The organism is Buchnera aphidicola (Artemisaphis artemisicola) (genome assembly GCF_005082365.1).
GTDB lineage: Bacteria > Pseudomonadota > Gammaproteobacteria > Enterobacterales > Enterobacteriaceae > Buchnera > Buchnera aphidicola_AR.
The window spans coordinates 443,129-465,200 of record NZ_CP034900.1 but is presented as its reverse complement, the minus strand read 5'-3'; the positions used below and the strand labels follow the sequence as shown (position 1 = coordinate 465,200).

Sequence of the window (22,072 nt, the reverse complement as noted above, 5' to 3'; positions counted from 1 at the left end):
TATCAATATTTTTTACATCTTAAAAACAATTATTTTAATTAAAAGAGACAAATAGATTTGATATTATGCAAAAAAAAATAAATATTACTAATAATTTGAACAATCATACTCCAATAATAAAGCAATATTTATCTTTAAAATTAAAATATCCTAATACGTTACTATTTTATCAAATAGGTGATTTTTATGAATTGTTTTATCAAGATGCTGAATATGTTTCCGAACTATTAAAGATTACTTTAACAAAAAAAGGATTTTCAAATAATAAGATAGTGCCAATGGCTGGTGTACCATGTCATCGAGCAGAATATTATTTATCAAAACTTGTAAAATTAGGAGAATCTATTGCAATCTGTAATCAAATGACTGAAACGTGTTCTAAAAATAAATTAATTTCTCGTAAAGTAGTACGTGTAATAACTCCTGGAACTGTTATAGATGAAGCGTTTCTTGAAGATAATGAAGATAGTTTTATATGTTCTATTTGGAAAGAAAAAAATGAGTTTGGAATTGCTATTTTAGATCTTTCATTAGGTTTTTTTGGAGTTTCTAAACATTGCAATTCTAGTTCTTTATTATCAGAAATTGAGCGTATTAATCCGAAAGAAATACTTTATCCAGAAAATTTTTTTGATATATCTTTAATTGAAAAAAGAAAATGTCTTCATAAACGTCCATTATTAGATTTTGATTTAGAAACATCTTACAAGTTACTTATTTCACAATTTAAAACTCATAGTTTAAATGGATTTGGTATAGAAAAAGATAATTTTGTCATACGTCCAGCTGGTTGTTTACTTCAATATGTTAAGTTAATGCATATGACTTTATTACTTAATATTCGAAAATTAAAATATAATTATATAGAAGATAATATTTCAATGAATCCTAGTACACGTAAAACTCTTGAAATTACTAAGAATATTATAGGAGAAAAAAAAAATACTCTATCTTCAATATTAAACAAAACAGTTACATCGATGGGTTATAGATTGTTGAATCGATGGCTGCATTCTCCATTAAAAGATTTTAATATAGTTAAAAATCGTCATGAAAGCGTTAGATATCTTCAGCTTTTTTATAAAAAATTACAACCTATTCTTCGTCAAGTTAATGATTTAGAAAGAATTTATTCTCGAATTGCTTTACGTACTGCTTCTCCTCATGATTTAATACGAATGCGTTCTACACTAAAAATTTTACCTGATTTACATGTAATTTTAAAAAAAATAAACTTTCTACATATTAAAAAAATACGATTATCTATTGGTTATTTTAAAGAAATTCTATTGTTGTTAAATAAATCTATCTCTTCAAATCCATCTGCATGTATTCGAGATGGAGGTGTAATAGCATCAAATTATAATACTCAGCTTGATGAATTGCGTTTAATTAAAATTAATTCTCAAGAATATATTAATAATTTTGAACAACAAGAAAAGAAAAAGTTAATGATTGAATCGTTTAAAATTAAATTTAATAAAATTCTTGGTTATTATATTCAAGTAAGTAAACGTCATGTTCATTTAATTCCAAAAAATTATATTAAAGTACAAACTTTAAAAAATACAGTACGTTATACTATATCTTGGTTAAAAGAATACCAAGAAAAAGTATTTAAATCAGAAATTCAGTCTTTATTCTTAGAAAAAAAATTATATGAAGAAATTTTTAATATTGTTGAGCCTTTTTTAGGAAAATTACAAAATAGTGCTTCAGCATTATCAGAATTAGATGTATTAGTAAATTTATCTGAACGCGCCGTATCTTTAAACTATACACAGCCTATGATGACTAAAAAATGTGAAATTTCTTTATTAGATGCTCGTCATCCAGTTATAGAACAATGTTTAAAAACACCTTTTATAACTAATTCTATAAATCTATCAAAAAATCAGAGAATGATTATCATAACAGGTCCAAATATGGGTGGAAAAAGCACTTATATGCGTCAAGTTGCTCTTATCACCATAATGGCATGGATAGGAAGTTTTGTGCCTGCAAAAAATGCATCTATTGGTTTAATTGATAAAATTTTTACGAGAATTGGTGCTTCAGATGATTTGAGTAATGGATATTCAACATTTATGATGGAAATGACTGAAATATCTAATATTCTTCATAATGCAACATCTAATAGTTTAGTTTTAGTTGATGAATTAGGAAGAGGCACTTCTTCTAATGAAGGACTTGCTTTAGCTTGGTCATGTTCACAATATTTAATTAATCAAAATAAATCAATGACGTTACTATCTACTCATTTTCTTGAGTTAACAAAATTAGAATTTATGGAAAAATTTGTAAAAAATTTTCATTTTACTGCAGTTGAAAAAGATTCTCAAATAGCTTTTTTATATAAAATTAAACCTGGTATTTCAAAAAAAAGTTATGGTATATCAGTTGCTGCATTATCTGGATTGCCTAACATTATTATAAAAAATGCAAAAGAAAAATTAATAGATCTAGAAAAAATATAATTTTCTAGTATGTTGAAAAGTTTTTTTAAAAAAATAAATTATATGTAATTAAAAATATTTAGTATTTAATATAATAAAATTTGGATTTCTAGTATAATGAAAAATAAGAATATGCTTGATTTGGTACTTCCTTTAAATTCAGAACAGTTAAATTATTTAAAAAAACTCGAAAAAACTTGCTCTAATATTCAATTTGCTTGGTTATCAGGTTATTTTTGGAACATTGCTAATCATGATTCTGATTTGTTATCTAATAAAAATAATTTAATTGATAATCAAGATCAAATTATAACTATTATTTCTGCTTCTCAAACTGGAAATGCTAAGTTATTATCTCAACGTCTTTATGAATATTTAAAAAAAAATAATAAAATCGTTCGTTTAATTAATGCTTGTGATTATAAATTTAAAAAAATAAAAGATGAAAAAATATTAATTTTAATTATTTCTACTCAAGGAGAAGGAGAACCTCCAGAAGAGGCATTATCTTTTCATAAATTTATAATGTCTAATAAAGCTCCAAAATTAAATAATTTATATTATAGTATTTTTGGATTGGGAGATACATCTTATAATTTATTTTGTCATGCAGGAAAAATTTTTGATAAAAGATTCGAAGAATTAGGTGCTCATTCTTTATTAGATCGACGTGATGCTGATATTGAATATGAAGAAATGTACAATAAATGGTCTGAAGAATTATTAATTTCTATTAATAATAAAAATTTAACTTCTAAATCTTCAATATCTAATAAAGAAGAATCATCTACAATTGTAAAATCTAATTATACGAAAATAAATCCTGCTAAAGCTACTATTTTAACAAATCAAAAAATAACTGGTCGATATTCTAAAAAAGATGTACATCATATTGAGATTGATATTAGTAATTTAAATATTAATTATAAACCTGGAGATGCACTTGGAGTTTGGTATAAAAATGATATTAACTTAGTTAAAAATATACTTAAATCACTTTCTATTAACACCTCTGATATTATTAAAATTAAAAATAAAACTACAACTATTATCAATGCTTTAATAAATAATTTTGAATTAACTACTAATACTAAAAGTATTGTAAAAAATTATGCTAATTTTGCAAAAAATAAATTTTTAAATGACATTATAAATAATGATATAAATTTACAAAATTATGCTACTAAAACTCCTTTAATTAATATGATTAATAATTTTCCATCAAAAATATCTTCTGGACAATTAATTAGTTTTCTACGTCCGTTAACTCCAAGATTATATTCTATTTCTTCATCTCAAGCTGAAATTGATAATGAAATTCATATTACAGTTGGAGTTGTTAAAAAAATTATTTCTAATTATTGCCATTTAGGAGGAGCATCTGGTTATCTTTCTCAATATTTAAAATCTGATGATACAATTAAATGTTTTATTGAACCTAATGAGCGTTTTCGATTACCTAACAATAAAAAAACTTCAATTATAATGATTGGTTCAGGAACAGGAATTGCTCCATTTCGTGCTTTCATGCAGCAACGAGATAATGATGGATCTAATGGAAAAAATTGGATTTTTTTTGGAAATCCTACTTTTACTGAAGATTTTTTATATCAAATAGAATGGCAACAATACATAAAGAAAGGACTTCTTACTAAAATGAGCTTAGCTTGGTCTCAAGATCAAGACTATAAAATATATATACAACATAAAATTAGAGAAAATGGTAAGGAAATATGGTCTTGGATAGAAGAAGGAGCTGCAATTTATGTTTGTGGAAACGCTTCTAAAATGGCAAAAGATGTTGAAAAAGCATTATTAGATATCATTAGTATTCATGGTGGAATGAATCTTGAAGATTCTGATGAATATTTAAATAATTTACGTTTAAATCAACGTTATAAAAGAGATGTATATTAATGAAAAAAAATAATTCAAAAATAGTTTTAGAAAAAACAATGACTGATGCAGAACGTATTAAATATAATAGTAATTATCTTAGAGGTACAATTATTGATGATTTAAAAAATGAAATAACTAATGGTTTTAGTGGAGATAATTTTTCATTAATTCGATTTCATGGCATGTATCAGCAAGACGATCGTGATTTAAGATTAGAACGTAATGAACAAAAATTGGAACCACGTTATGCTATGATGTTGCGTTGCCGATTACCAGGTGGAATTATTAAAGCAAAAAAATGGTTAAAAATTGACAATTTTGCTAGTCAATACACATTATATGGCACGATTAGACTGACGAATCGTCAAACTTTTCAATTTCATGGTATTTTAAAGAAAAAATTAAAAGATGCACATAAAATGTTACAAGATATAGAATTAGATTCATTAGGGACTGCTAATGATGTAAATAGAAACGTTCTTTGTACTTCTAATCCTATGGAATCTTTAATTCATCAGGAAGCTTATGAATGGGCTAAAAAAATTTCAAATTTTTTATTACCTCAAACTAAAGCTTACGCAGAAATTTGGCTTGATCAAAAAAAAATTGCTACAACAGATAAAGAACCAATTTTAGGAAAAACTTATTTACCAAGAAAATTCAAAACAACAGTAGTAGTTCCACCTTACAATGATGTAGATTTGTATGCAAATGATATGAATTTTATTGCTATTACTAAAAATAAAAAAATTATTGGTTTTAACGTTTTAATAGGAGGAGGTTTATCTTTTATTCATGGAAACAAAAACACATGGCCTTTTCTTGCTAGAGAAATAGGTTATATTTCTATAAAAGACACTTTATCTGTAGCCAAAGCTATAGTTACCACACAAAGAGATTGGGGTAATCGTACTGATCGCTCTAATGCAAAAACTAGATATACTATACATAACTTTAGTTTAAGTGCTTTTAAAAGAGAAGTAGAAAAACGATCAAATGTAAATCTTGAACCAATTCGTACTTATAATTTTATAAGTAGAGGCGATAGATTTGGTTGGATTAAAGATATTAATAATAATTGGAATCTAACATTATTTATTCCTAATGGACGTATATATGATAATAATAATCAATTGTTAAAATCTGGATTATCAAAAATAGCAAAAATTCATGAAGGTAATTTCAGATTAACTTCTAATCAAAATATAATTGTTTCTGAAGTATCTGAAAAAAATAAAAGTAAAATAGAAAAAATCGCTTTATCTTATGGATTAATAAATAAAATAACTAATTTACGTAAATATGCAATGGCATGTGTTTCCTTTCCAACTTGTCCTTTGGCGATGTCTGAAGCGGAACGTGTTCTGTCTTCTTTTATCACTAAATTAGAAAATATCATGTTAAAATATCATGTAGAAAACGAAACGATAATTTTTCGTATTTCTGGATGTCCAAATGGTTGCGGACGATCTTTATTAGCTGAAATTGGTTTAATTGGGAAATCTATAGGTCGATATAATTTATATATAGGAGGAAATAGAATAGGCAGTAGAATTCCAAAAATTTATAAAGAAAATATTACTGAGAATGAAATATTTACTCATTTAGAACATTTAATTGAGTTGTGGTCTACTCAAAGAAAAGAAAAAGAAGATTTTGGAGATTTTGTTATTAGAAAAGGTATTGTTAAAGAAATTATTAATCCTATTCTTGATTTTTGGAATTAGTATGGAGACGATTTTATGTATATATTTAATAATAAAAATTTTAATTTATTAAATATTGAAGAAAAAGAAAAAATTTTGAATGAATCTAATGCTTTAATAGCAAATTATTCAGCAGAGGATCGTATTTCTTGGGCATTAAAAAATTTACCTATTACCCATATTGTAACATCTAGTTTTGGAATTCAATCAATTGTGTTACTACATCTTATAATACAGCAAAACCCAAATATTCCTGTTGTATTAATTGACACAGGTTATTTATTTTCTGAAACATATAAATTTATTGATAAATTAACCAAAAAGTTTAATCTTAATTTAAAAATTTTCAGATCAAAAATATCTCCAGCATGGCAAGAAGCACGATATGGAAAGTTATGGGAACAAGGAATTAAGGGTATCGATTTTTATAATAATATGAATAAAGTAAAGCCCATGAATTATGCTTTAAAGAAGTTATCAGCAAAAACATGGTTTTCTGGTTTACGTCACGTACAGTCAAAAAGTCGTAATTCATTACCGTATCTTGCTATTAAAAAAAACATTTTTAAAATATTACCTATACTAGATTGGTCTAATAATCAAGTAAATAATTATTTAAAAATAAATAATTTAGACATTCATCCTTTATTTAAAAAAGGATATTCTTCTGTAGGAGATGTGCATATGAGTACAAAACATATGCCCGGAATGTTAGAAGAAGATACTCGCTTTTTTGGTTTAAAACGTGAATGTGGTTTACATGAAAATTAATTTTTTTAAAAATAGTTGTAATAATTTTTTTTGTATAGACTTATTAAATAAAATATTTATTTTTTTACTATATCTTTTACTATACTATAGATATTTATTTAAAATAATGAAACGCATAATTTATATTTTTAATAATACACTATTTTATCAACTTAAAAGTTTCTAATAAAAATACATATTGTTTTAGATAAATTTTTTATTAATTAAATAAAACAAATTGTTATTATATTAATAATTACTAAAATTTTTTTAAATAATATTTATTATAATTTTCTATGTATATATATTATAGACACTTTTTAAATTTAGAATGGTTTTAATCTATTAATATTCTTGTATTTTACAATAAGGCAACTGTGAATTATCTTCCTCTTTTTTTAGATTTACAATCTAAACCTATTTTAGTTGTTGGTGCTGGAGAAGTTGCTTTTAATAAAATTATTTTGCTGCTTCGTGCAAAAGCTATAGTTAATATTATTGCCAGAGAAGTAAGTTCAGAAATAAAATATCTTATTAATAAAAAAAAAGTAAACTGGATAGCAAAAGAATTTGATTTATCATATTTAAATAGAATATTTTTAGTAATTGCAGCTACTAATGATAAAAACTTGAATAAGTATATATTTAAATCATGCAATAAACGTTATTTATTCGTAAATACAGTAGATGATAAAACAAAATGTTCTTTTATTTTTCCTTCTATTATTGATCGTTCTCCTATAGTTGTAGCTTGTTCTTCTGGAGGTACTGCTCCAGTATTATTACGTTTTTTAAGAGAAAAAATAGAGTCTATACTACCTATGAAAATAGGTAATGTTGCTAAACTTGCAGGAAAATGGAGAGTAATTGTTAAAAAAAAAATTGTTCATCCTATAGCAAGACGAAATTTTTGGGAAAGATTATTTAAAAGTATTTTTGTGCAACATATACTTAATGGAAAGAAGAAAGAAGCTATTGGCATTTTAAAAAAAAATATCAATTCAAATAATATATTAATAGGTGAAATTATTTTAGTTGGAGCAGGTCCTGGGGATAGCGGTTTGCTAACTTTAAGAGGATTACAAATCCTGCAAGAAGCAGATGTAGTTTTACACGATTATTTAATCTCTCAAGATGTTTTAGATTTAATTCGTCGTGATGCTAAACGCATTTGTGTAGGAAAACGTTGTGGTTTTAAAACAATAACTCAAGATAAAATTATTCAATTATTAATATTATTAGCTCGAAAAGGGAAAAAAGTCGTACGTTTAAAAGGAGGAGATCCTTTTATTTTTGGACGGGGTGGTGAAGAAATAGAAGCTATAAAAAAGGCTGGTATTAATTTTCAAGTTGTTCCAGGCATTACTTCTGGAATAGGAGTTGCAGCTTATGCAGGAATACCATTGACACATAGAAAATATTCTCAAGGTGTTATATTTATTACAGGTCACAAATCTAATGATGGTTTTTTAAATAATTGGTCAATTTTATCTGATTCTTCTTATACTTTAGTAATATATATGGGGACTTTACAAGCATTAGAGATTTCTAAAAAATTGATTTTTTTTGGTCGTTTAAAATCAACTCCTGTCGCTATTATTAGTCAAGGAACAACTTTTAATCAAAAAGTAATTATTAGTTCTTTAGATCAAATAGATAAAATAATTAAATCTTTTATAACTCCTTCTTTATTGATTATCGGAGATGTTGTTAGTTTGCATAAAAAATTATCATGGTTTCAAAATGAAAAACATATGTTATAAGATTACATCTTTTTATTAATAAAATTAATGCAAGGACAAATAATGTTTAAAAATAATACTACTTATTTACGTCAATTAGAGTCAGAAAGTATTTATATTATGAGAGAAGTAATGGCAGATTTTCGAAATCCTGTCATGTTATATTCTATTGGAAAAGATTCATCAGTAATGTTGCATTTAGCAAAAAAATCTTTTTATCCTGGAAGAGTTCCATTTCCTTTACTTCACATAGACACAGGATGGAAATTTAAAGAAATGTATATGTTTAGAGATTATATTGCTAATACTTCCAAAATAGAATTAATAGTTCATCTAAATGAAAAAGGTAAATTATTAGATTTAAATCCTTTCCAGCATGGAGGAAGTAAGTATACTGATATAATGAAAACAGAAGGATTGAAAGAAGCTATAAATAAATATCATTTTGATGCAGCTTTTGGTGGAGCTAGACGAGATGAAGAACAATCTAGATCAAAAGAACGCATTTATTCTTTTCGTGATTCATATCATCAATGGGATCCAAAAAAACAACGTCCTGAATTATGGTGGAATTACAATGGAAAAATTAATAAAGGAGAAAATATTCGTGTTTTTCCCCTTTCTAATTGGACTGAATTAGATATTTGGCAATATATTTTTTTAGAAAAAATTGAAATTGTTCCTCTTTATTTTGCTGCTGTTCGTCCTGTATTAGAAAGAGATGGATTATTAATTATGGTTGATGATAAACGTATCAATATTCGTTCTAATGAAGTTATTAAAAACAAAATGATTAGATTTCGTACATTAGGATGCTGGCCTTTAACTAGCGCAATTGAATCAGAAGCTACAAATCTTGAAGATATAATCAAAGAAACTGTTACAGTGAAAACTAGTGAAAGAACTGGAAGAGCTATTGACTATGATCAAAAAAGCTCTATGGAACTTAAAAAAAGACAAGGTTATTTTTAATATATAGGATGAATATACAAGATGAATATTAATATAAAAGATAATTTTCAAAAATGGTTTGATATCAATCAAAAGAAAACTTTATTAAAATTTTTAACATGTGGAAGTGTAGATGATGGAAAAAGTACATTAATTGGTCGTTTATTACATGATACTAAACAAATTTATAACGATCAATTATCTTCTTTATATATTGATAGTAAACGTCATGGAACACAAGGAGACAAAATTGATCTTGCACTTATAGTGGATGGTCTTCAATCTGAAAGAGAACAAGGCATTACAATTGATGTGGCTTATCGTTATTTTTCAACTTATAAAAGAAAATTTATTATTGCAGATACTCCTGGTCATAAACAATATACTCGTAATATGGTTACAGGAGCATCAACATGTGATTTATCTATTTTATTAGTAGATGCTACAAAAGGATTGTCCGAACAAACATATAGACATAGTTTTATTTCTACTTTGTTAGGTATTAAATATTTAATCGTTGCTGTTAATAAAATGGATTTAGTAGATTATAAAGAAGAAATATTTATAAAAATAAAAAAAAATTTTTTACTTTTTTCAAAAAAACTTCCTGATAATATAAATATTATTTTTATTCCTATATCTGCTTTAATTGGTGAAAATATTGTTTTTAAAAAAAAATTAATGCCTTGGTATGATGGTTATACATTATTAAATATTTTAGAAACAATTAAAATTCAAGATCATGTTAATTCAAAAGAAATAAGATTTCCAATACAATATGTAAATCGTCCTGATTCTAATTTTCGTGGATATTCTGGAATGTTAGTTTCTGGTGAAATTAAAATCGGACAGCCTATTAAAATATTGCCTTCTAATATCAATTCACATGTTTCTCGTATTGTAACTTTTGATGGAGATTTAAAAAAAGCGACTGTTGGTCAAGCAATTACAATTGTTTTAAAAAATGAAATAGATATTAATCGAGGAGATTTTCTTGTAAATATTAATTCTAGTTTAAAACCTTCTCAAGAAGCTATTCTCGACGTTGTTTGGATGACAAATAATAAATTATTAATAGGACAATCATATGATGTAAAGTTATCTTGCAAGAAAGTACGTGTTTATATAAAAGAAATATTATTTAAAATAGATATTAATACTTTAATAAAAAAACAAAGTACTTCTCTTTCTTTAAATAGTATTGGTCAAATTAAAGTTGTATTTAATGAAGCTGTTTTTTTTGATAGTTATATTGATAATAGAATGACAGGAAGTATGATTTTTATTGATATTTTAACAAATATTACAGTAGGAGCGGGAATGGTTAAAAATAATCTAAAAGAAAAACAAATAATATCATCAACTAATAAAAATAATTTCGAATCAGATTTGCATGACTTAATTTCAAAATATTTTCCACATTGGAAGTTATCTAAATTATGTGTATAAAAGGAATCTAATAATGACGAATAAAAATTTTCAAAAAAATATTTTCTGGCAAAAATATTCTATTACACGAACAAAACGTGAAAAAAAAAATGGTCATAAATCAATAGTATTATGGTTTACTGGATTATCAGGTTCAGGAAAATCAACTATTGCTAATTTTTTAGAAGAAATATTATTTAAAAATGGAATTTATACTTATTTATTAGATGGTGACAATATCAGATCAGGACTATGTTCTGATTTAGGTTTTAGTATAGTTGATCGAAAAGAAAATATTAGACGTCTTGGAGAAGTAGTTAAATTAATGCTAGATACTGGCATGATAATATTAGTATCAGTAATTTCACCTTATAGAGATCAAAGAGAAATGATTTGTAACATGTTAGGAAAAAAAAACTTTATAGAAATATTCATTGATACTCCAATTCATATTTGTGAAAAGCGGGATCCTAAAAAATTATATAAAAAAGCACATCTTGGAGAGATATATGATTTTACAGGTGTTCAATCTATGTATGAAGTTCCAGATAAACCTGATATCCATATAGATGGAACAAATTCTTTAGAAGAAAATTCAAAAAAAATAATTAATATGTTATATAATATCAAAATAATATCTTTTTTAAATTAAACATATTGATTTTTAAAATATCTATTTTTAATAAAATTAGAGAAAATATGAAAACATTGAAAATGTTTTTGTTATGTTTATTAATCTGGCTGCAATATTCTTTATGGTTTGGAAAAAACGGTATTTTAGATTATATAAAGATATATAAAAAAGTAAAAATACAAAAAAAAAATAATGATGATCTTGATATCCGTAACAATCAAATTATGAAAGATATTGAAAATTTAAATAATCATATTCAAAGTAACAAACAATATGATGATACAAACAAATCATTTTAAACAAAAAAATTTTTTAGTATTATTTAGGATATAAAATGATCTTGGTTAATGTTTTTCAACCAAAAATTATAGCTATTGTACCAGCTGCAGGAATAGGAAGTAGAATGCAGACAAACGTGCCAAAACAATATATAAAAATAAAAAACTATACTATTCTTGAATATACTTTAAAAACATTACTATTACATCCTAATATAATTCGTATAATTGTAAGTTTACATAAAAAAGATAGTTATTTTCATCAATTATCTATATCTTCTGATTTTCGTATTATTTCTGTTATAGGTGGCGAAAAAAGAATTAATTCAGTTTTATCAGGATTAATAATAGAAACAGACGCAGATTGGGTTATAATTCATGATGCTGTTCGTCCATGTTTGACTTATGAAGATTTAGAAAAATTAATATCTGTTATTAAAAAAAATCCAGTAGGTGCAATTTTAGGTAAACCTGTATCAGATACTATAAAATATAGTAATTCTAGTCAAAAAAAAATACTTTATACAATACATAGAAAAAATTTATGGCATGCTTTTACTCCTCAATTATTTCGAATTAATTTGTTAAGAAACTGTTTAAAAAAAATAGTTAGTAATAATATTAGCATAACAGATGAAGCGTCAGCATTAGAATATTATGGCTATCATCCATTATTGATTATAGGAAGCTGTAGAAATATTAAAATTACTTGGCCTGAAGATTTGCTGCTCGCAAAATTTTATTTACAAGATTTTAATATAAATAAATAAAAAGGATATATTCATGAGAATTGGTTATGGTTTTGATCTTCATGCTTTCGGAAGTATCAAACCATTAATTATCGGTGGTGTTTTAATTCCTTATAATAAAGGATTAATAGCTCATTCTAATGGTGATTTATTGATTCATTCCGTAATAGATGCTTTATTAGGTGCAACAGCGATGGGCGATATTGGAAGTTTTTTCCCAAGTAATATTAAAACGTATGAAAATATTGATAGTAGAATATTACTTAAAAAAATTTGGAAAAAAATTAACTTGTTAAGTTATATTATTTCTAATATTGATATTACAATTATTGCAGAAAGTCCTAAAATATCGCCTTATATTTATTTTATGAGATCAAATTTATCATTAGATCTTAATACTAAAATAGATCAAATTAGTATTAAATCTACGACTTCCAAAACAATAGGATGCATTGGACGACAGGAAGGAATTGCTTGCCAAACTGTTTTGATACTTAAAAGAACTAAAAAAATCAAGTAATAATAAATTTTAATGGAAAGATTAATGAAATTAAATTTTTTTTTATAAAAATGTTTTTTTTAATATTTCTTTTATTTTTTTTTAATAATTTTTCATTTAGTTCACCTATTTTAAATAAAAATAATTTAAATATTTATTCACAAAAAAAAAATGTAAAAACTTTAATTTTTTCTAAAAAAAATGAGTGTTTTTCATTTTTACAATTAACAAAAATATTTTCTTTTAAAAAACAAAAAATCATTATTAGTAATAATAATTTTATTGGTTTTTTTGAACAAAATAAATTTAAGATATTTTATATAGTAAAATCAAAAGATACTTTATATTCTATCAGTAAAAAATCTGGAAATAATTATCATGAATTAGCTGAAGCTAATTTTATCAAAAAACCTTATAAAATAATTATAGGTCAAAAAATTTGGGTAGGAGATGTATTTATCAATAAAAATATAGATAATTGTTCTATTATTACTTCAGAACTTAATTCTATAAAATCTTATCATTTTTGTGATTTTTTTAAAACGCCATTAAGTGTTTTAAATTTTTTAAATAAAAGTATATTTTATAATACTAAAATATGTTTTTTTTGCAATAAAGATTTGCAAAAAAATAATAATCTTGTAAGATTAAAATCTTTTATTTTTGATAATCATTGGAATTGGCCTATTCAAAGCGAACAAATTAAATATTTTTATGAAGATTCATTAGAAGGTAATGTAAAAATAGAAATTTTTGGTTTTAAAGGACAACCAGTTTTTTCTGCAGCTGCAGGAGAGGTTTTATGTGTTATAGAATCATTTGAAAAATATGGTCGCTTGATTATTATCAAACATAATGAAAATTATTTTAGTATTTATGGTTTCAATGATTTAGTTTTAGTAAAACCAAAAGAAAAAGTATATGCAAAACAACAAATTGCTACTATGGGATTATCTCCTGAAAAAAAAATACCACAATTATATTTTGAAATACGTTATAAAGGGAATTCTATAAATCCATTAGATATTTTACCTAATGTTAAAAAATAGAAATTATTTCTTATTTTTTACTATAAAAATTATATTTTTTTAAAACACATGAAAACTGTTATATTTAAAGATTTTTATTTCGAGGCTGCGCACTATTTACCATATGTTCCTAAAAAACATAAATGTAGACGATTGCATGGTCATTCTTTTTTAGTTCGATTAGAAATAGAAGATAAAATTGATCAAAAAAATGGATGGATAATAGATTATGCTGATCTTAAATTAATATTCAAGCCTATTTATGATCAATTAGATCATCATTTTTTAAATGCAATACCTGGTTTAGAAAATCCAACTAGTGAAAATATTGCTCGATGGATTTGGGAAAAATTAAAGCCTCGTCTAACTATATTAAGTGCTATAATGATTAAAGAAACTTGTACATCTGGTTGTGTTTATAAAGGGAATTAAAAAAGTTTTTATCATATAAAATGTTATTTTATTGAAAGATATTTATGAAGTTGTATTGAAAGACGCCAATTTTTTATTGTACATGTTTCTATACAAATTTTTAAAGATTTTTCATCTTGACTTATAGGTTGTAAAGAAATAAGATGTTTTTTTTTATCTTTTACAGTCATCAAAATTTCTTCTAAATACAATAAATCTTCTTTATTTAAAACTGGATATTTAATTTCATTAGAACGCAATATTGCTTGATGTAATGTATTTTGATTTTTTTTAGGAGACACAGTCACCCAAGTTTTTAAAGAGCACTTAATTGATTGTGTGCCACTTGTTTCTATTTGACATTGATATCCTTGTTTTTCTAATTCTTTAGTAAGACATGATAAATCATGCATACATGGCTCTCCTCCTGTAATTACTACATGTCTAGCAGTCCATTTTTTTTTTTTATATTTGAAATTATTTTTGTAATATGAATAGAACTCCATTTTTGATTTGATATTTTTTTATTTATTAATTCCTCATAAGAAATTTGGTTTATATTTAAGCATTGCCATGTATATTTAGTATCACACCATTGACAATGAACAGGACAGCCTTGTAATCGAACAAAGATTGCTGGAGTTCCAGTATAATATCCTTCACCTTGTATTGTTTGAAACATTTCGTTAATTGGATAATACATAATTTTCCTGATTAATTATAAAATTTTATTTTTTTAAAACATTTTTTTAATAAGAAACAGGCATGTATTTAAAATACCTGATTCTTTTTAATATATTAACTATATTTTATATATATAATTAGACTGCTGATTTAATTTCTTTTAAACCTTTAAAAGGTGCATTTTTTTTACCTAAAATCTCTTCAATTCTAATTAATTGGTTATATTTTGCAGTTCTATCAGAACGACTCATAGAACCAGTTTTAATTTGCCCTGATGATGTTCCAACAGCTAAATCAGCTATGGTAGTATCTTCTGTTTCACCAGAACGATGAGAAATAATAATGGAATAATTTGCTTTTTTTGCAATTTTTATTGTTTCAATAGTTTCAGTTAAAGTTCCAATTTGGTTTAATTTAATTAATATAGAATTAGCAATTCCTTTTTGAATGCCTTTTTTTAAAATGCTTTTATTTGTAACGAATAAATCATCACCTACTAGTTGCATTTTATGACCTAGTATATTTGTTTGATATAAAAACCCTTTCCAATCAGATTCATCTTGTCCATCTTCTATTGAACAAATAGGATATTTATTTGATAAAGATTCTAAATAATGTGTAAATTCTTTTGAAGAAAATCGAATTTTTTCTCCTTTTAACTCATATTTTTTTGTATTTTTATTGTATAATTCTGAAGCAGCACAATCTATTGCTAATCTTATATCTTTTCCTAGTTTGTAGTTAGTTTTTTGTACAGCTTCTTGAATAAGATTCAGGGCTTCTTCATTAGATTTTAAATTTGGAGCATATCCTCCTTCATCTCCTACTGTTGTGCTTATATTATTTTCTTTTAATAGTGCACCTAATGAATGAAAAATTTCACATCCCATTTGAATAGCTTGTTTTATTGTTTTTGCACTCACAGGTTGAATCATAAATTCTTGAATATCAATATTATTATTAGCATGTTTTCCTCCATTAATAATATTAATCATAGGAAGTGGCATAGAAAAAACACCTGGTGTATTATTGATTTCTGAAATATGTTGATATAAGGGCATTCTTTTAGATAAAGCAGCTGCTTTTGCAACTGCTAAAGATACAGATAAAATTGAATTTGCACCTAGTTTAGATTTATTAAATGTACTATCTAAATCAATCATAATATTATCAATTTCACTTTGATTTATAGCATTTTTATTTTTTAAAGCTTGTGATATTTCTTGATTTATTAATAAAACAGATTTTTGTACTCCTTTACCCATAAATCTTTTTTGATCATTATCTCGTAATTCTATGGCTTCTAAAGAACCTGTAGAAGCTCCGGAAGGAGAAGAAGCTAGTCCAACAAAACCTCCTTCTAAATGTACTTCAGATTCTACAGTAGGATTTCCTCTAGAGTCTATTATTTCACGAGCTATAATTTTAATAATTTTTGACATTTTTCACCTTATTATGTTTTTTAAAATTATATTAAAAAAATTTTTTCTATTTTATTTTATGTTTTCCTGCTGATTTTATAAAATCTATAAAAAGTGGGTGTCCATCGCGTGGTGTAGAAGTAAACTCAGGATGAAATTGACAAGCTACAAACCATGGATGATTAGATATTTCTATAATTTCTACTATGTTATTATTTTGAGAACGTCCTGTTACTTTTAGTCCTTTTAATTCTATTTTTTTTAATAAAAAATTATTTACTTCGTATCTATGTCTATGTCTTTCAATAATTATATCTTTATTGTATAGTTTTCTGGACAAGCTATTCATGCTTAATTTACAAGTTTGGCTTCCTAATCTCATAGTACCACCTAAATTAATATTATCATCTATTTTTTTATTATAATTTCTATATGACTGACTGTTTGAATTTTTTATTAAATCAATAACAGGATATTTACATTGAGGATCAAACTCTGTTGAATTAGCTTCTTTTATTCCAATTACATTTTGAGCAAATTCTATAATAGCTATTTGCATTCCTAAACAAATACCGAAATATGGAATATTATTTTCTCGTGCATATTGTATAGATAATAATTTACCTATAATACCCCGATCACCAAAACCACCGGGTATTAAAATACCGTTAAGATTTTTTAATAAATTAAAGTTTTTATTTTCTATTTCTTGAGAATTAATCAATTTTATATTTACTTTTATTTTGTTTTTTAAACCTGCATGTTTAAGAGCTTCTATAACTGATTTATACGCATCAGGTAATTTAACGTATTTTCCAATAATACCAATAATGATAGTTTTTTTAGAATTTTTTTCTGCATAAATAACTTTTTCCCATTCTTTTAAATTAGCTTCGGGAACATTTAATGTAAAATATTCACAAATATAATCATCTAGTTTTTGATTTTTTAATAATTGTGGAATTTTATAAATTGAATTAACATTTTTTAAAGAAATTACAGCATTTACTGGTACATTACAAAATAATGCAATTTTTTTTCTTTCTTGAAGAGGTATAGTTTTTTCAGAACGACAAATTAAAATATCTGGTTGTATTCCTATTGAAAGTAATTGCTTTACTGAATGTTGAGTAGGTTTAGTTTTTATTTCACCTGCTGTAGAAATATAGGGTACTAATGTTAGATGTATGTATATAATATTTTTACGACCAATATCTACGGCCATTTGACGAATAGCTTCTAAAAATGGAAGAGATTCAATATCTCCAACTGTTCCGCCTATTTCTACAAGAATAATATTACTATTTTTTGAACATAAAATAATTCTTTCTTTGATAGCATTGGTAATATGAGGTATAACTTGAATAGTAGCTCCTAAATAATCACCTCTTCTTTCTTTTTTTAAAACTTGAGAATAAATGCTTCCTGTAGTAAAATTATTTAAATGTGTCATTCTTGTATTAATAAAACGTTCATAGTGACCTAAATCTAGATCTGTTTCAGTTCCATCTTCAGTAACGAATACTTCTCCGTGTTGAATAGGACTAATAGTACCTGGATCTACATTGATATATGGATCTAGTTTGATAATTGTAATTTTTAAATTTCGAGCTTTTAGTATTGCTCCTAATGAAGCAGCAGCAATGCCTTTCCCTAAAGATGAAACTACTCCGCCAGTAATAAAAATATAATTTTTAGTCATGCTAAATGTAACATATTAGTTAAAATGAATAAGTATTTAATTGATGAATTTGTATTACGATATTTAATCGTACAATACATATATTTAATAAAAAAATATTGAAAAAACAAATTTTTTATAAGTATATTTAAATGTATTTTTTAGATTATATACTGATACTAATTATTAGTAATGTTTTTTATTGTTATTTATTTCAAATTTTGTATGAATCACGCAAGCTTACAGTACGATTAAATATTAACTGATTTTTTTTAGAATCTAAATTATCTATACAAAAATAACCAATTCTTTCAAATTGAAAATATAATTTTTCATTTTTGTCAGTAATATTTTTGTTTATTTTAATTGCTATTGTTTTTTCAATAAAACCTTTTTTTTTAATAAGTGATTCTGGATTTATATAAGATAAAAAATCTTTTTTTTGATCTGGATTTTTTGTAGTAAATAATTGATTATACAATCTAAATTCTGCTGGAAATATATTTTTTACTGAAATCCAGTGTATTACTGCAGGATTTTTTTTATTTTTAGGTTTTTTCCCTAAAGTATTTAAATCACAATAGCATATTATGCTAGTAATGTTATTGTGTTTATCTTTTTCTATTTTTTCTGCTTTTATTATATATGCATATCTTAGACGTATTTCTTCTCCAAGTTTTAATCTTTTATATTGTTTATCATATTTTTCTTTAAAGTCTGAACGTTCAATATATATAGTTTTACTAAAAATCACTTCATGAGTTCCTAATTCTGGATTTTTAGGGTGATTAGGAACTATAAATATTTCTTTATGATTTTCATCTAAGTTATATAATGATATTTTAATTGGTTCTAATACTGCCATAGTACGTATGGCTGTTTGATTTAGTTCTTTTCGAATACAATGTTCTAGAATAGAAAATTGTATTAAATGATTTTGTTTAGTTACACCAATTTTTTGACAAAATTCTCTAATTGAAGATGAAGTATATCCTTTTCTTCTTAAACCAGAAATAGTTGGTATACGAGGATCATCCCATTTTTTTATTATATTTTGTTTAATTAATATTTTTAATTTTCTTTTAGATAGAATTGAAAATTCTAAGTTTAATCGAGAAAATTCATATTGTTTAGGGTATTTTTTAACACTAGTGTTTTGTAATATCCAGTTATATAAAGATTTATTATCTTGAAATTCTAACGTACATAATGAATGAGTAATTCCTTCAATAGAATCAGAAAGACAATGAGCAAAATCATACATAGGATATATACACCATTTTTTTTGAGTTTGATGATGTTCAGTTGAGATAATTCTATACAAAACAGGATCGCGCATTATAATAAAGGAAGAACTCATATCTATTTTTGCACGTAAACATGCTTCTCCTTCAGAAAATTCTCCTCTTTTCATCTTTTTGAAAAGTTCTATATTTTCTTTTATTGTTCTATTTCTATAAGGGCTATTTTTTCCAGGAGTTGTTAAAGTTCCTCGAAAAATACGTATTTCTTCTTTTGTTAATTGATCTATATAGGCTAAATTTTTTTTAATTAATTCTTTTGCATATTGATATAATTGTGAAAAATATTCAGAAGTATAGTGAGTTTTACCATGCCATTTATAACCTAACCAATTTATATCATTTTTAATAGATTTTATATATTTGATATTTTCTTTTGTTGGATTAGTATCATCAAATCTAAGATTGCATTTTCCTTTATATATATTTGCAAGTTCAAAGTTTAAACATATAGATTTAGCATGACCAATATGAAGATATCCATTAGGTTCAGGAGGAAATCTTGTACGAAAAGATAATTCTTTATTTTTTTTAAAATCTTTATTAATTATTTGACAAATAAAATTACTATTTTTTTCTACTTTAGTATTCATTATCTTCCTTTTTTAAATTTTTAGTATTGTATTTTTTGATTTTTTTAAATTAAAATAATTTTGTTGCTTATTTAATTTATATATTATAAAATATGTATAATTTATATCATACTTTTTAATAGGCTACGTAGCTCAGTTGGTTAGAGCACAGCACTCATAACGCTGGGGTCATGGGTTCAATTCCCGTCGTAGCTACCATTTTAGCGGGAGTGGCGAAATCGGTAGACGCACCAGATTTAGGTTCTGGCGCCGAAAGGTATGCGAGTTCAAATCTCGCCTCCCGTATTACGTTTAATATTTTTATTAGAAATTAATAATAATGGGGTATAGCCAAGTGGTTAAGGCACCGGTTTTTGATACCGGCATCCCTGGTTCGAATCCAGGTACCCCAGCCATTCTAAAAACTATCTTGCAACTTTTAAACTTCTCGATATAAATAATATTTCAATAAAAATACCAATCTGTTATATGAAACTATCAATTTCATATTATATTAAATTGTAATTGAATCCGATCAAAAATCTATTATTTTTTCTATTTTAGAAATTATATTTAAAATAAAATAGGTTTTTATGTCATGAATTTAAATGAATTAAAAAAAAAAGCAGCATGGGCTGCGCTAGATTACATTCATCCAGATACTGTTATTGGAGTAGGAACTGGTACAACTATTTTTTATTTTATTGAAGCTTTAAGCACGATAAAACATTTAATATATGGTGCGGTATCTAGTTCAAATTCTTCTACTTTACTATTGCAAAAACAAGGTATAGAAGTTTTTGATTTAAAAAATTTTAGCTCTCTTAGAGTTTATGTTGATAGCGCTGATGAAATTAATAATCATATGCAAATGATTAAAGGAGGTGGAGCTGCTTTAACAAGAGAAAAAATTATTGCAACAATGTCAAAAAAATTTATTTGTATTATAGATAACTCTAAAAGTGTAGATGTTTTAGGAAATTTTCCACTCCCTATTGAAATTATTCCAATGGCATTATCTTATGTTTCAAAAGAAATCATTAAAATTGGAGGAAATCCAAGATATCGAAAAAATGTTATTACAGATAATGGAAATATTATTATAGATGTACATGATTTATATATAACAGATCCTATTTCTATGGAAAAAAAAATCAATTCATTACCTGGAGTTGTTACAGTAGGTTTATTTGCTTCTAGAAGTGCTGATGTGCTTTTAATTGGTACAAAAAATGGAATAAAAACTATTAAAAATAGTAAATAATTTTTATTAAAATTAGAGTTATGATTATAAAAATTTTAGAAAAAAGAGAAAATATTCGTAAATATATGCGTATTACAAGAAAGTTATTAACATCTTCAGAAAAGTATAATGAATCTATAAAAATTTCTAATACTGCAATAAATTTTAATTATCTCAATAATTGCAACAAAATTGCTCTATTTTTACCATTTGATGGAGAAATTAACACATATCCTTTAATATTTAAATTATGGAAAAATAAAAAAAATATTTTTCTTCCTGTTATAAGTTCTTTTAATAAAAAACAAATGATTTTTGTTCAATTTTATTCTCATTCTAGATTATATCGAAATAAATATAAAATATTAGAACCATTCTTTCAATATACGGACATTATTTCAATACATGATTTAGATATGGTAATAGTACCATTAGTAGCATTTGATAAAACAGGTTCAAGATTGGGAATGGGTGGTGGTTTTTATGATATTTGTTTGCAAAATTGGCAAATAAAAAATTTGATTCCAGTAGGTTTTGCTTATAATTTTCAGTTAGTGGATAATATACCTAAGAGGCATTGGGATATATCTTTACCTATTATTTTAACTCCAAATAAAATTTGGATTTTTTAAAAAATAC

General features: G+C 24.7%; 18 protein-coding genes, 3 tRNA genes and 1 pseudogene. 18 read left to right on the top strand and 4 right to left on the bottom strand.

What is annotated here, in order from left to right:
• Positions 1-65 precede the first annotated feature (65 nt).
• From mutS to queD, 13 genes are all read left to right on the top strand, one after another.
• Positions 66-2,477 (top strand): DNA mismatch repair protein MutS, encoded by a 2,412-nt coding sequence (mutS, locus tag D9V59_RS02180; RefSeq protein WP_158364661.1) that lies wholly within the window; start codon positions 66-68, stop codon positions 2,475-2,477.
• Positions 2,478-2,573: 96 nt separating this feature from the next.
• The gene (locus tag D9V59_RS02175) at positions 2,574-4,373 is read left to right on the top strand and encodes an assimilatory sulfite reductase (NADPH) flavoprotein subunit (protein WP_158364659.1); all 1,800 of its coding nucleotides are present in this window, start codon (positions 2,574-2,576) and stop codon (positions 4,371-4,373) included.
• Entirely contained in the window at positions 4,373-6,082 is a 1,710-nt protein-coding gene (gene cysI, locus D9V59_RS02170) for an assimilatory sulfite reductase (NADPH) hemoprotein subunit (RefSeq protein ID WP_158364657.1), read from the top strand. The genes D9V59_RS02175 and cysI overlap by 1 nt, the downstream gene beginning before the upstream one ends.
• A gap of 15 nt (positions 6,083-6,097) precedes the next feature.
• Positions 6,098-6,832 carry a phosphoadenylyl-sulfate reductase gene (locus tag D9V59_RS02165; RefSeq protein WP_158364655.1) on the top strand — a complete coding sequence of 245 codons (735 nt, stop codon included), beginning with the start codon at positions 6,098-6,100 and terminating at the stop codon, positions 6,830-6,832.
• A 356-nt stretch (positions 6,833-7,188) separates the two neighbouring features.
• Complete coding sequence (cysG, locus tag D9V59_RS02160; RefSeq protein WP_158364653.1) at positions 7,189-8,574, top strand: siroheme synthase CysG; 1,386 nt, start codon at positions 7,189-7,191, stop codon at positions 8,572-8,574.
• Positions 8,575-8,616: 42 nt separating this feature from the next.
• Complete coding sequence (gene cysD, locus D9V59_RS02155) at positions 8,617-9,525, top strand: sulfate adenylyltransferase subunit CysD (RefSeq protein ID WP_158364651.1); 909 nt, start codon at positions 8,617-8,619, stop codon at positions 9,523-9,525.
• Positions 9,526-9,546: 21 nt separating this feature from the next.
• On the top strand, positions 9,547-10,953 hold the full coding sequence (gene cysN / locus D9V59_RS02150; RefSeq protein ID WP_158364649.1) for a sulfate adenylyltransferase subunit CysN: 1,407 nt from the start codon (positions 9,547-9,549) through the stop codon (positions 10,951-10,953).
• A gap of 13 nt (positions 10,954-10,966) precedes the next feature.
• Complete coding sequence (gene cysC, locus D9V59_RS02145) at positions 10,967-11,584, top strand: adenylyl-sulfate kinase (protein WP_158364647.1); 618 nt, start codon at positions 10,967-10,969, stop codon at positions 11,582-11,584.
• 47 nt (positions 11,585-11,631) lie between these two features.
• Positions 11,632-11,865, top strand: a complete 234-nt coding sequence (locus tag D9V59_RS02140; protein WP_158364645.1) for a septum formation initiator family protein — start codon at positions 11,632-11,634, stop codon at positions 11,863-11,865.
• A 35-nt stretch (positions 11,866-11,900) separates the two neighbouring features.
• Positions 11,901-12,614 (top strand): 2-C-methyl-D-erythritol 4-phosphate cytidylyltransferase, encoded by a 714-nt coding sequence (gene ispD / locus D9V59_RS02135; protein ID WP_158364643.1) that lies wholly within the window; start codon positions 11,901-11,903, stop codon positions 12,612-12,614.
• Between the two features lie 13 nt (positions 12,615-12,627).
• A complete protein-coding gene (gene ispF, locus D9V59_RS02130) occupies positions 12,628-13,113 on the top strand; it encodes a 2-C-methyl-D-erythritol 2,4-cyclodiphosphate synthase (RefSeq protein WP_158364641.1) in 486 nt (161 codons plus the stop codon).
• A 50-nt stretch (positions 13,114-13,163) separates the two neighbouring features.
• Positions 13,164-14,141 (top strand): peptidoglycan DD-metalloendopeptidase family protein, encoded by a 978-nt coding sequence (locus D9V59_RS02125; protein WP_158364640.1) that lies wholly within the window; start codon positions 13,164-13,166, stop codon positions 14,139-14,141.
• Between the two features lie 48 nt (positions 14,142-14,189).
• Positions 14,190-14,552: a 6-carboxytetrahydropterin synthase QueD gene (queD, locus tag D9V59_RS02120; protein WP_158364639.1), complete on the top strand. Its 363-nt coding sequence runs from the start codon at positions 14,190-14,192 to the stop codon at positions 14,550-14,552.
• Between the two features lie 23 nt (positions 14,553-14,575).
• Here the strand turns inward: queD and queE are convergent.
• The 4 genes and pseudogenes from queE to glnS all read right to left on the bottom strand — a co-directional run bounded on the left by queE (position 14,576) and on the right by glnS (position 20,211).
• Positions 14,576-15,234 (bottom strand): annotated as a pseudogene (gene queE, locus D9V59_RS02115) (7-carboxy-7-deazaguanine synthase QueE).
• Positions 15,235-15,352: 118 nt separating this feature from the next.
• A complete protein-coding gene (eno, locus tag D9V59_RS02110; RefSeq protein WP_158364638.1) occupies positions 15,353-16,657 on the bottom strand; it encodes a phosphopyruvate hydratase in 1,305 nt (434 codons plus the stop codon).
• 46 nt (positions 16,658-16,703) lie between these two features.
• Positions 16,704-18,338 carry a CTP synthase gene (locus D9V59_RS02105; protein WP_158364637.1) on the bottom strand — a complete coding sequence of 545 codons (1,635 nt, stop codon included), beginning with the start codon at positions 18,336-18,338 and terminating at the stop codon, positions 16,704-16,706.
• 193 nt (positions 18,339-18,531) lie between these two features.
• Complete coding sequence (gene glnS, locus D9V59_RS02100) at positions 18,532-20,211, bottom strand: glutamine--tRNA ligase (RefSeq protein ID WP_158364636.1); 1,680 nt, start codon at positions 20,209-20,211, stop codon at positions 18,532-18,534.
• Positions 20,212-20,332: 121 nt separating this feature from the next.
• Between glnS and D9V59_RS02095 the strand changes: the two genes are divergently transcribed.
• The 5 genes from D9V59_RS02095 to D9V59_RS02075 all read left to right on the top strand — a co-directional run bounded on the left by D9V59_RS02095 (position 20,333) and on the right by D9V59_RS02075 (position 22,065).
• Positions 20,333-20,409, top strand: a tRNA-Met gene (locus D9V59_RS02095).
• Between the two features lie 5 nt (positions 20,410-20,414).
• Positions 20,415-20,496: transfer RNA gene (locus D9V59_RS02090), tRNA-Leu, on the top strand.
• Positions 20,497-20,531: 35 nt separating this feature from the next.
• Positions 20,532-20,606, top strand: a tRNA-Gln gene (locus D9V59_RS02085).
• A gap of 182 nt (positions 20,607-20,788) precedes the next feature.
• Positions 20,789-21,454: a ribose-5-phosphate isomerase RpiA gene (gene rpiA / locus D9V59_RS02080; RefSeq protein WP_158364635.1), complete on the top strand. Its 666-nt coding sequence runs from the start codon at positions 20,789-20,791 to the stop codon at positions 21,452-21,454.
• A 20-nt stretch (positions 21,455-21,474) separates the two neighbouring features.
• Complete coding sequence (locus tag D9V59_RS02075; RefSeq protein WP_158364633.1) at positions 21,475-22,065, top strand: 5-formyltetrahydrofolate cyclo-ligase; 591 nt, start codon at positions 21,475-21,477, stop codon at positions 22,063-22,065.
• Positions 22,066-22,072 lie beyond the last annotated feature (7 nt).

Excerpts from the sequence above, each read along its gene's own strand:
- cysD (WP_158364651.1), top strand. The coding sequence starts at position 8,617 with ATGTTTAAAAATAATACTACTTATTTACGTCAATTAGAGTCAGAAAGT.
- D9V59_RS02125 (WP_158364640.1), top strand. The coding sequence starts at position 13,164 with ATGTTTTTTTTAATATTTCTTTTATTTTTTTTTAATAATTTTTCATTT.
- eno (WP_158364638.1), bottom strand. The coding sequence starts at position 16,657 with ATGTCAAAAATTATTAAAATTATAGCTCGTGAAATAATAGACTCTAGA.
- D9V59_RS02105 (WP_158364637.1), bottom strand. The coding sequence starts at position 18,338 with ATGACTAAAAATTATATTTTTATTACTGGCGGAGTAGTTTCATCTTTA.
- rpiA (WP_158364635.1), top strand. The coding sequence starts at position 20,789 with ATGAATTTAAATGAATTAAAAAAAAAAGCAGCATGGGCTGCGCTAGAT.
- D9V59_RS02140 (WP_158364645.1), top strand. The coding sequence starts at position 11,632 with ATGAAAACATTGAAAATGTTTTTGTTATGTTTATTAATCTGGCTGCAA.
- cysC (WP_158364647.1), top strand. The coding sequence starts at position 10,967 with ATGACGAATAAAAATTTTCAAAAAAATATTTTCTGGCAAAAATATTCT.
- D9V59_RS02165 (WP_158364655.1), top strand. The coding sequence starts at position 6,098 with ATGTATATATTTAATAATAAAAATTTTAATTTATTAAATATTGAAGAA.
- ispF (WP_158364641.1), top strand. The coding sequence starts at position 12,628 with ATGAGAATTGGTTATGGTTTTGATCTTCATGCTTTCGGAAGTATCAAA.
- queD (WP_158364639.1), top strand. The coding sequence starts at position 14,190 with ATGAAAACTGTTATATTTAAAGATTTTTATTTCGAGGCTGCGCACTAT.
- mutS (WP_158364661.1), top strand. The coding sequence starts at position 66 with ATGCAAAAAAAAATAAATATTACTAATAATTTGAACAATCATACTCCA.
- D9V59_RS02175 (WP_158364659.1), top strand. The coding sequence starts at position 2,574 with ATGAAAAATAAGAATATGCTTGATTTGGTACTTCCTTTAAATTCAGAA.
- cysN (WP_158364649.1), top strand. The coding sequence starts at position 9,547 with ATGAATATTAATATAAAAGATAATTTTCAAAAATGGTTTGATATCAAT.
- ispD (WP_158364643.1), top strand. The coding sequence starts at position 11,901 with ATGATCTTGGTTAATGTTTTTCAACCAAAAATTATAGCTATTGTACCA.
- cysI (WP_158364657.1), top strand. The coding sequence starts at position 4,373 with ATGAAAAAAAATAATTCAAAAATAGTTTTAGAAAAAACAATGACTGAT.
- glnS (WP_158364636.1), bottom strand. The coding sequence starts at position 20,211 with ATGAATACTAAAGTAGAAAAAAATAGTAATTTTATTTGTCAAATAATT.
- D9V59_RS02075 (WP_158364633.1), top strand. The coding sequence starts at position 21,475 with ATGATTATAAAAATTTTAGAAAAAAGAGAAAATATTCGTAAATATATG.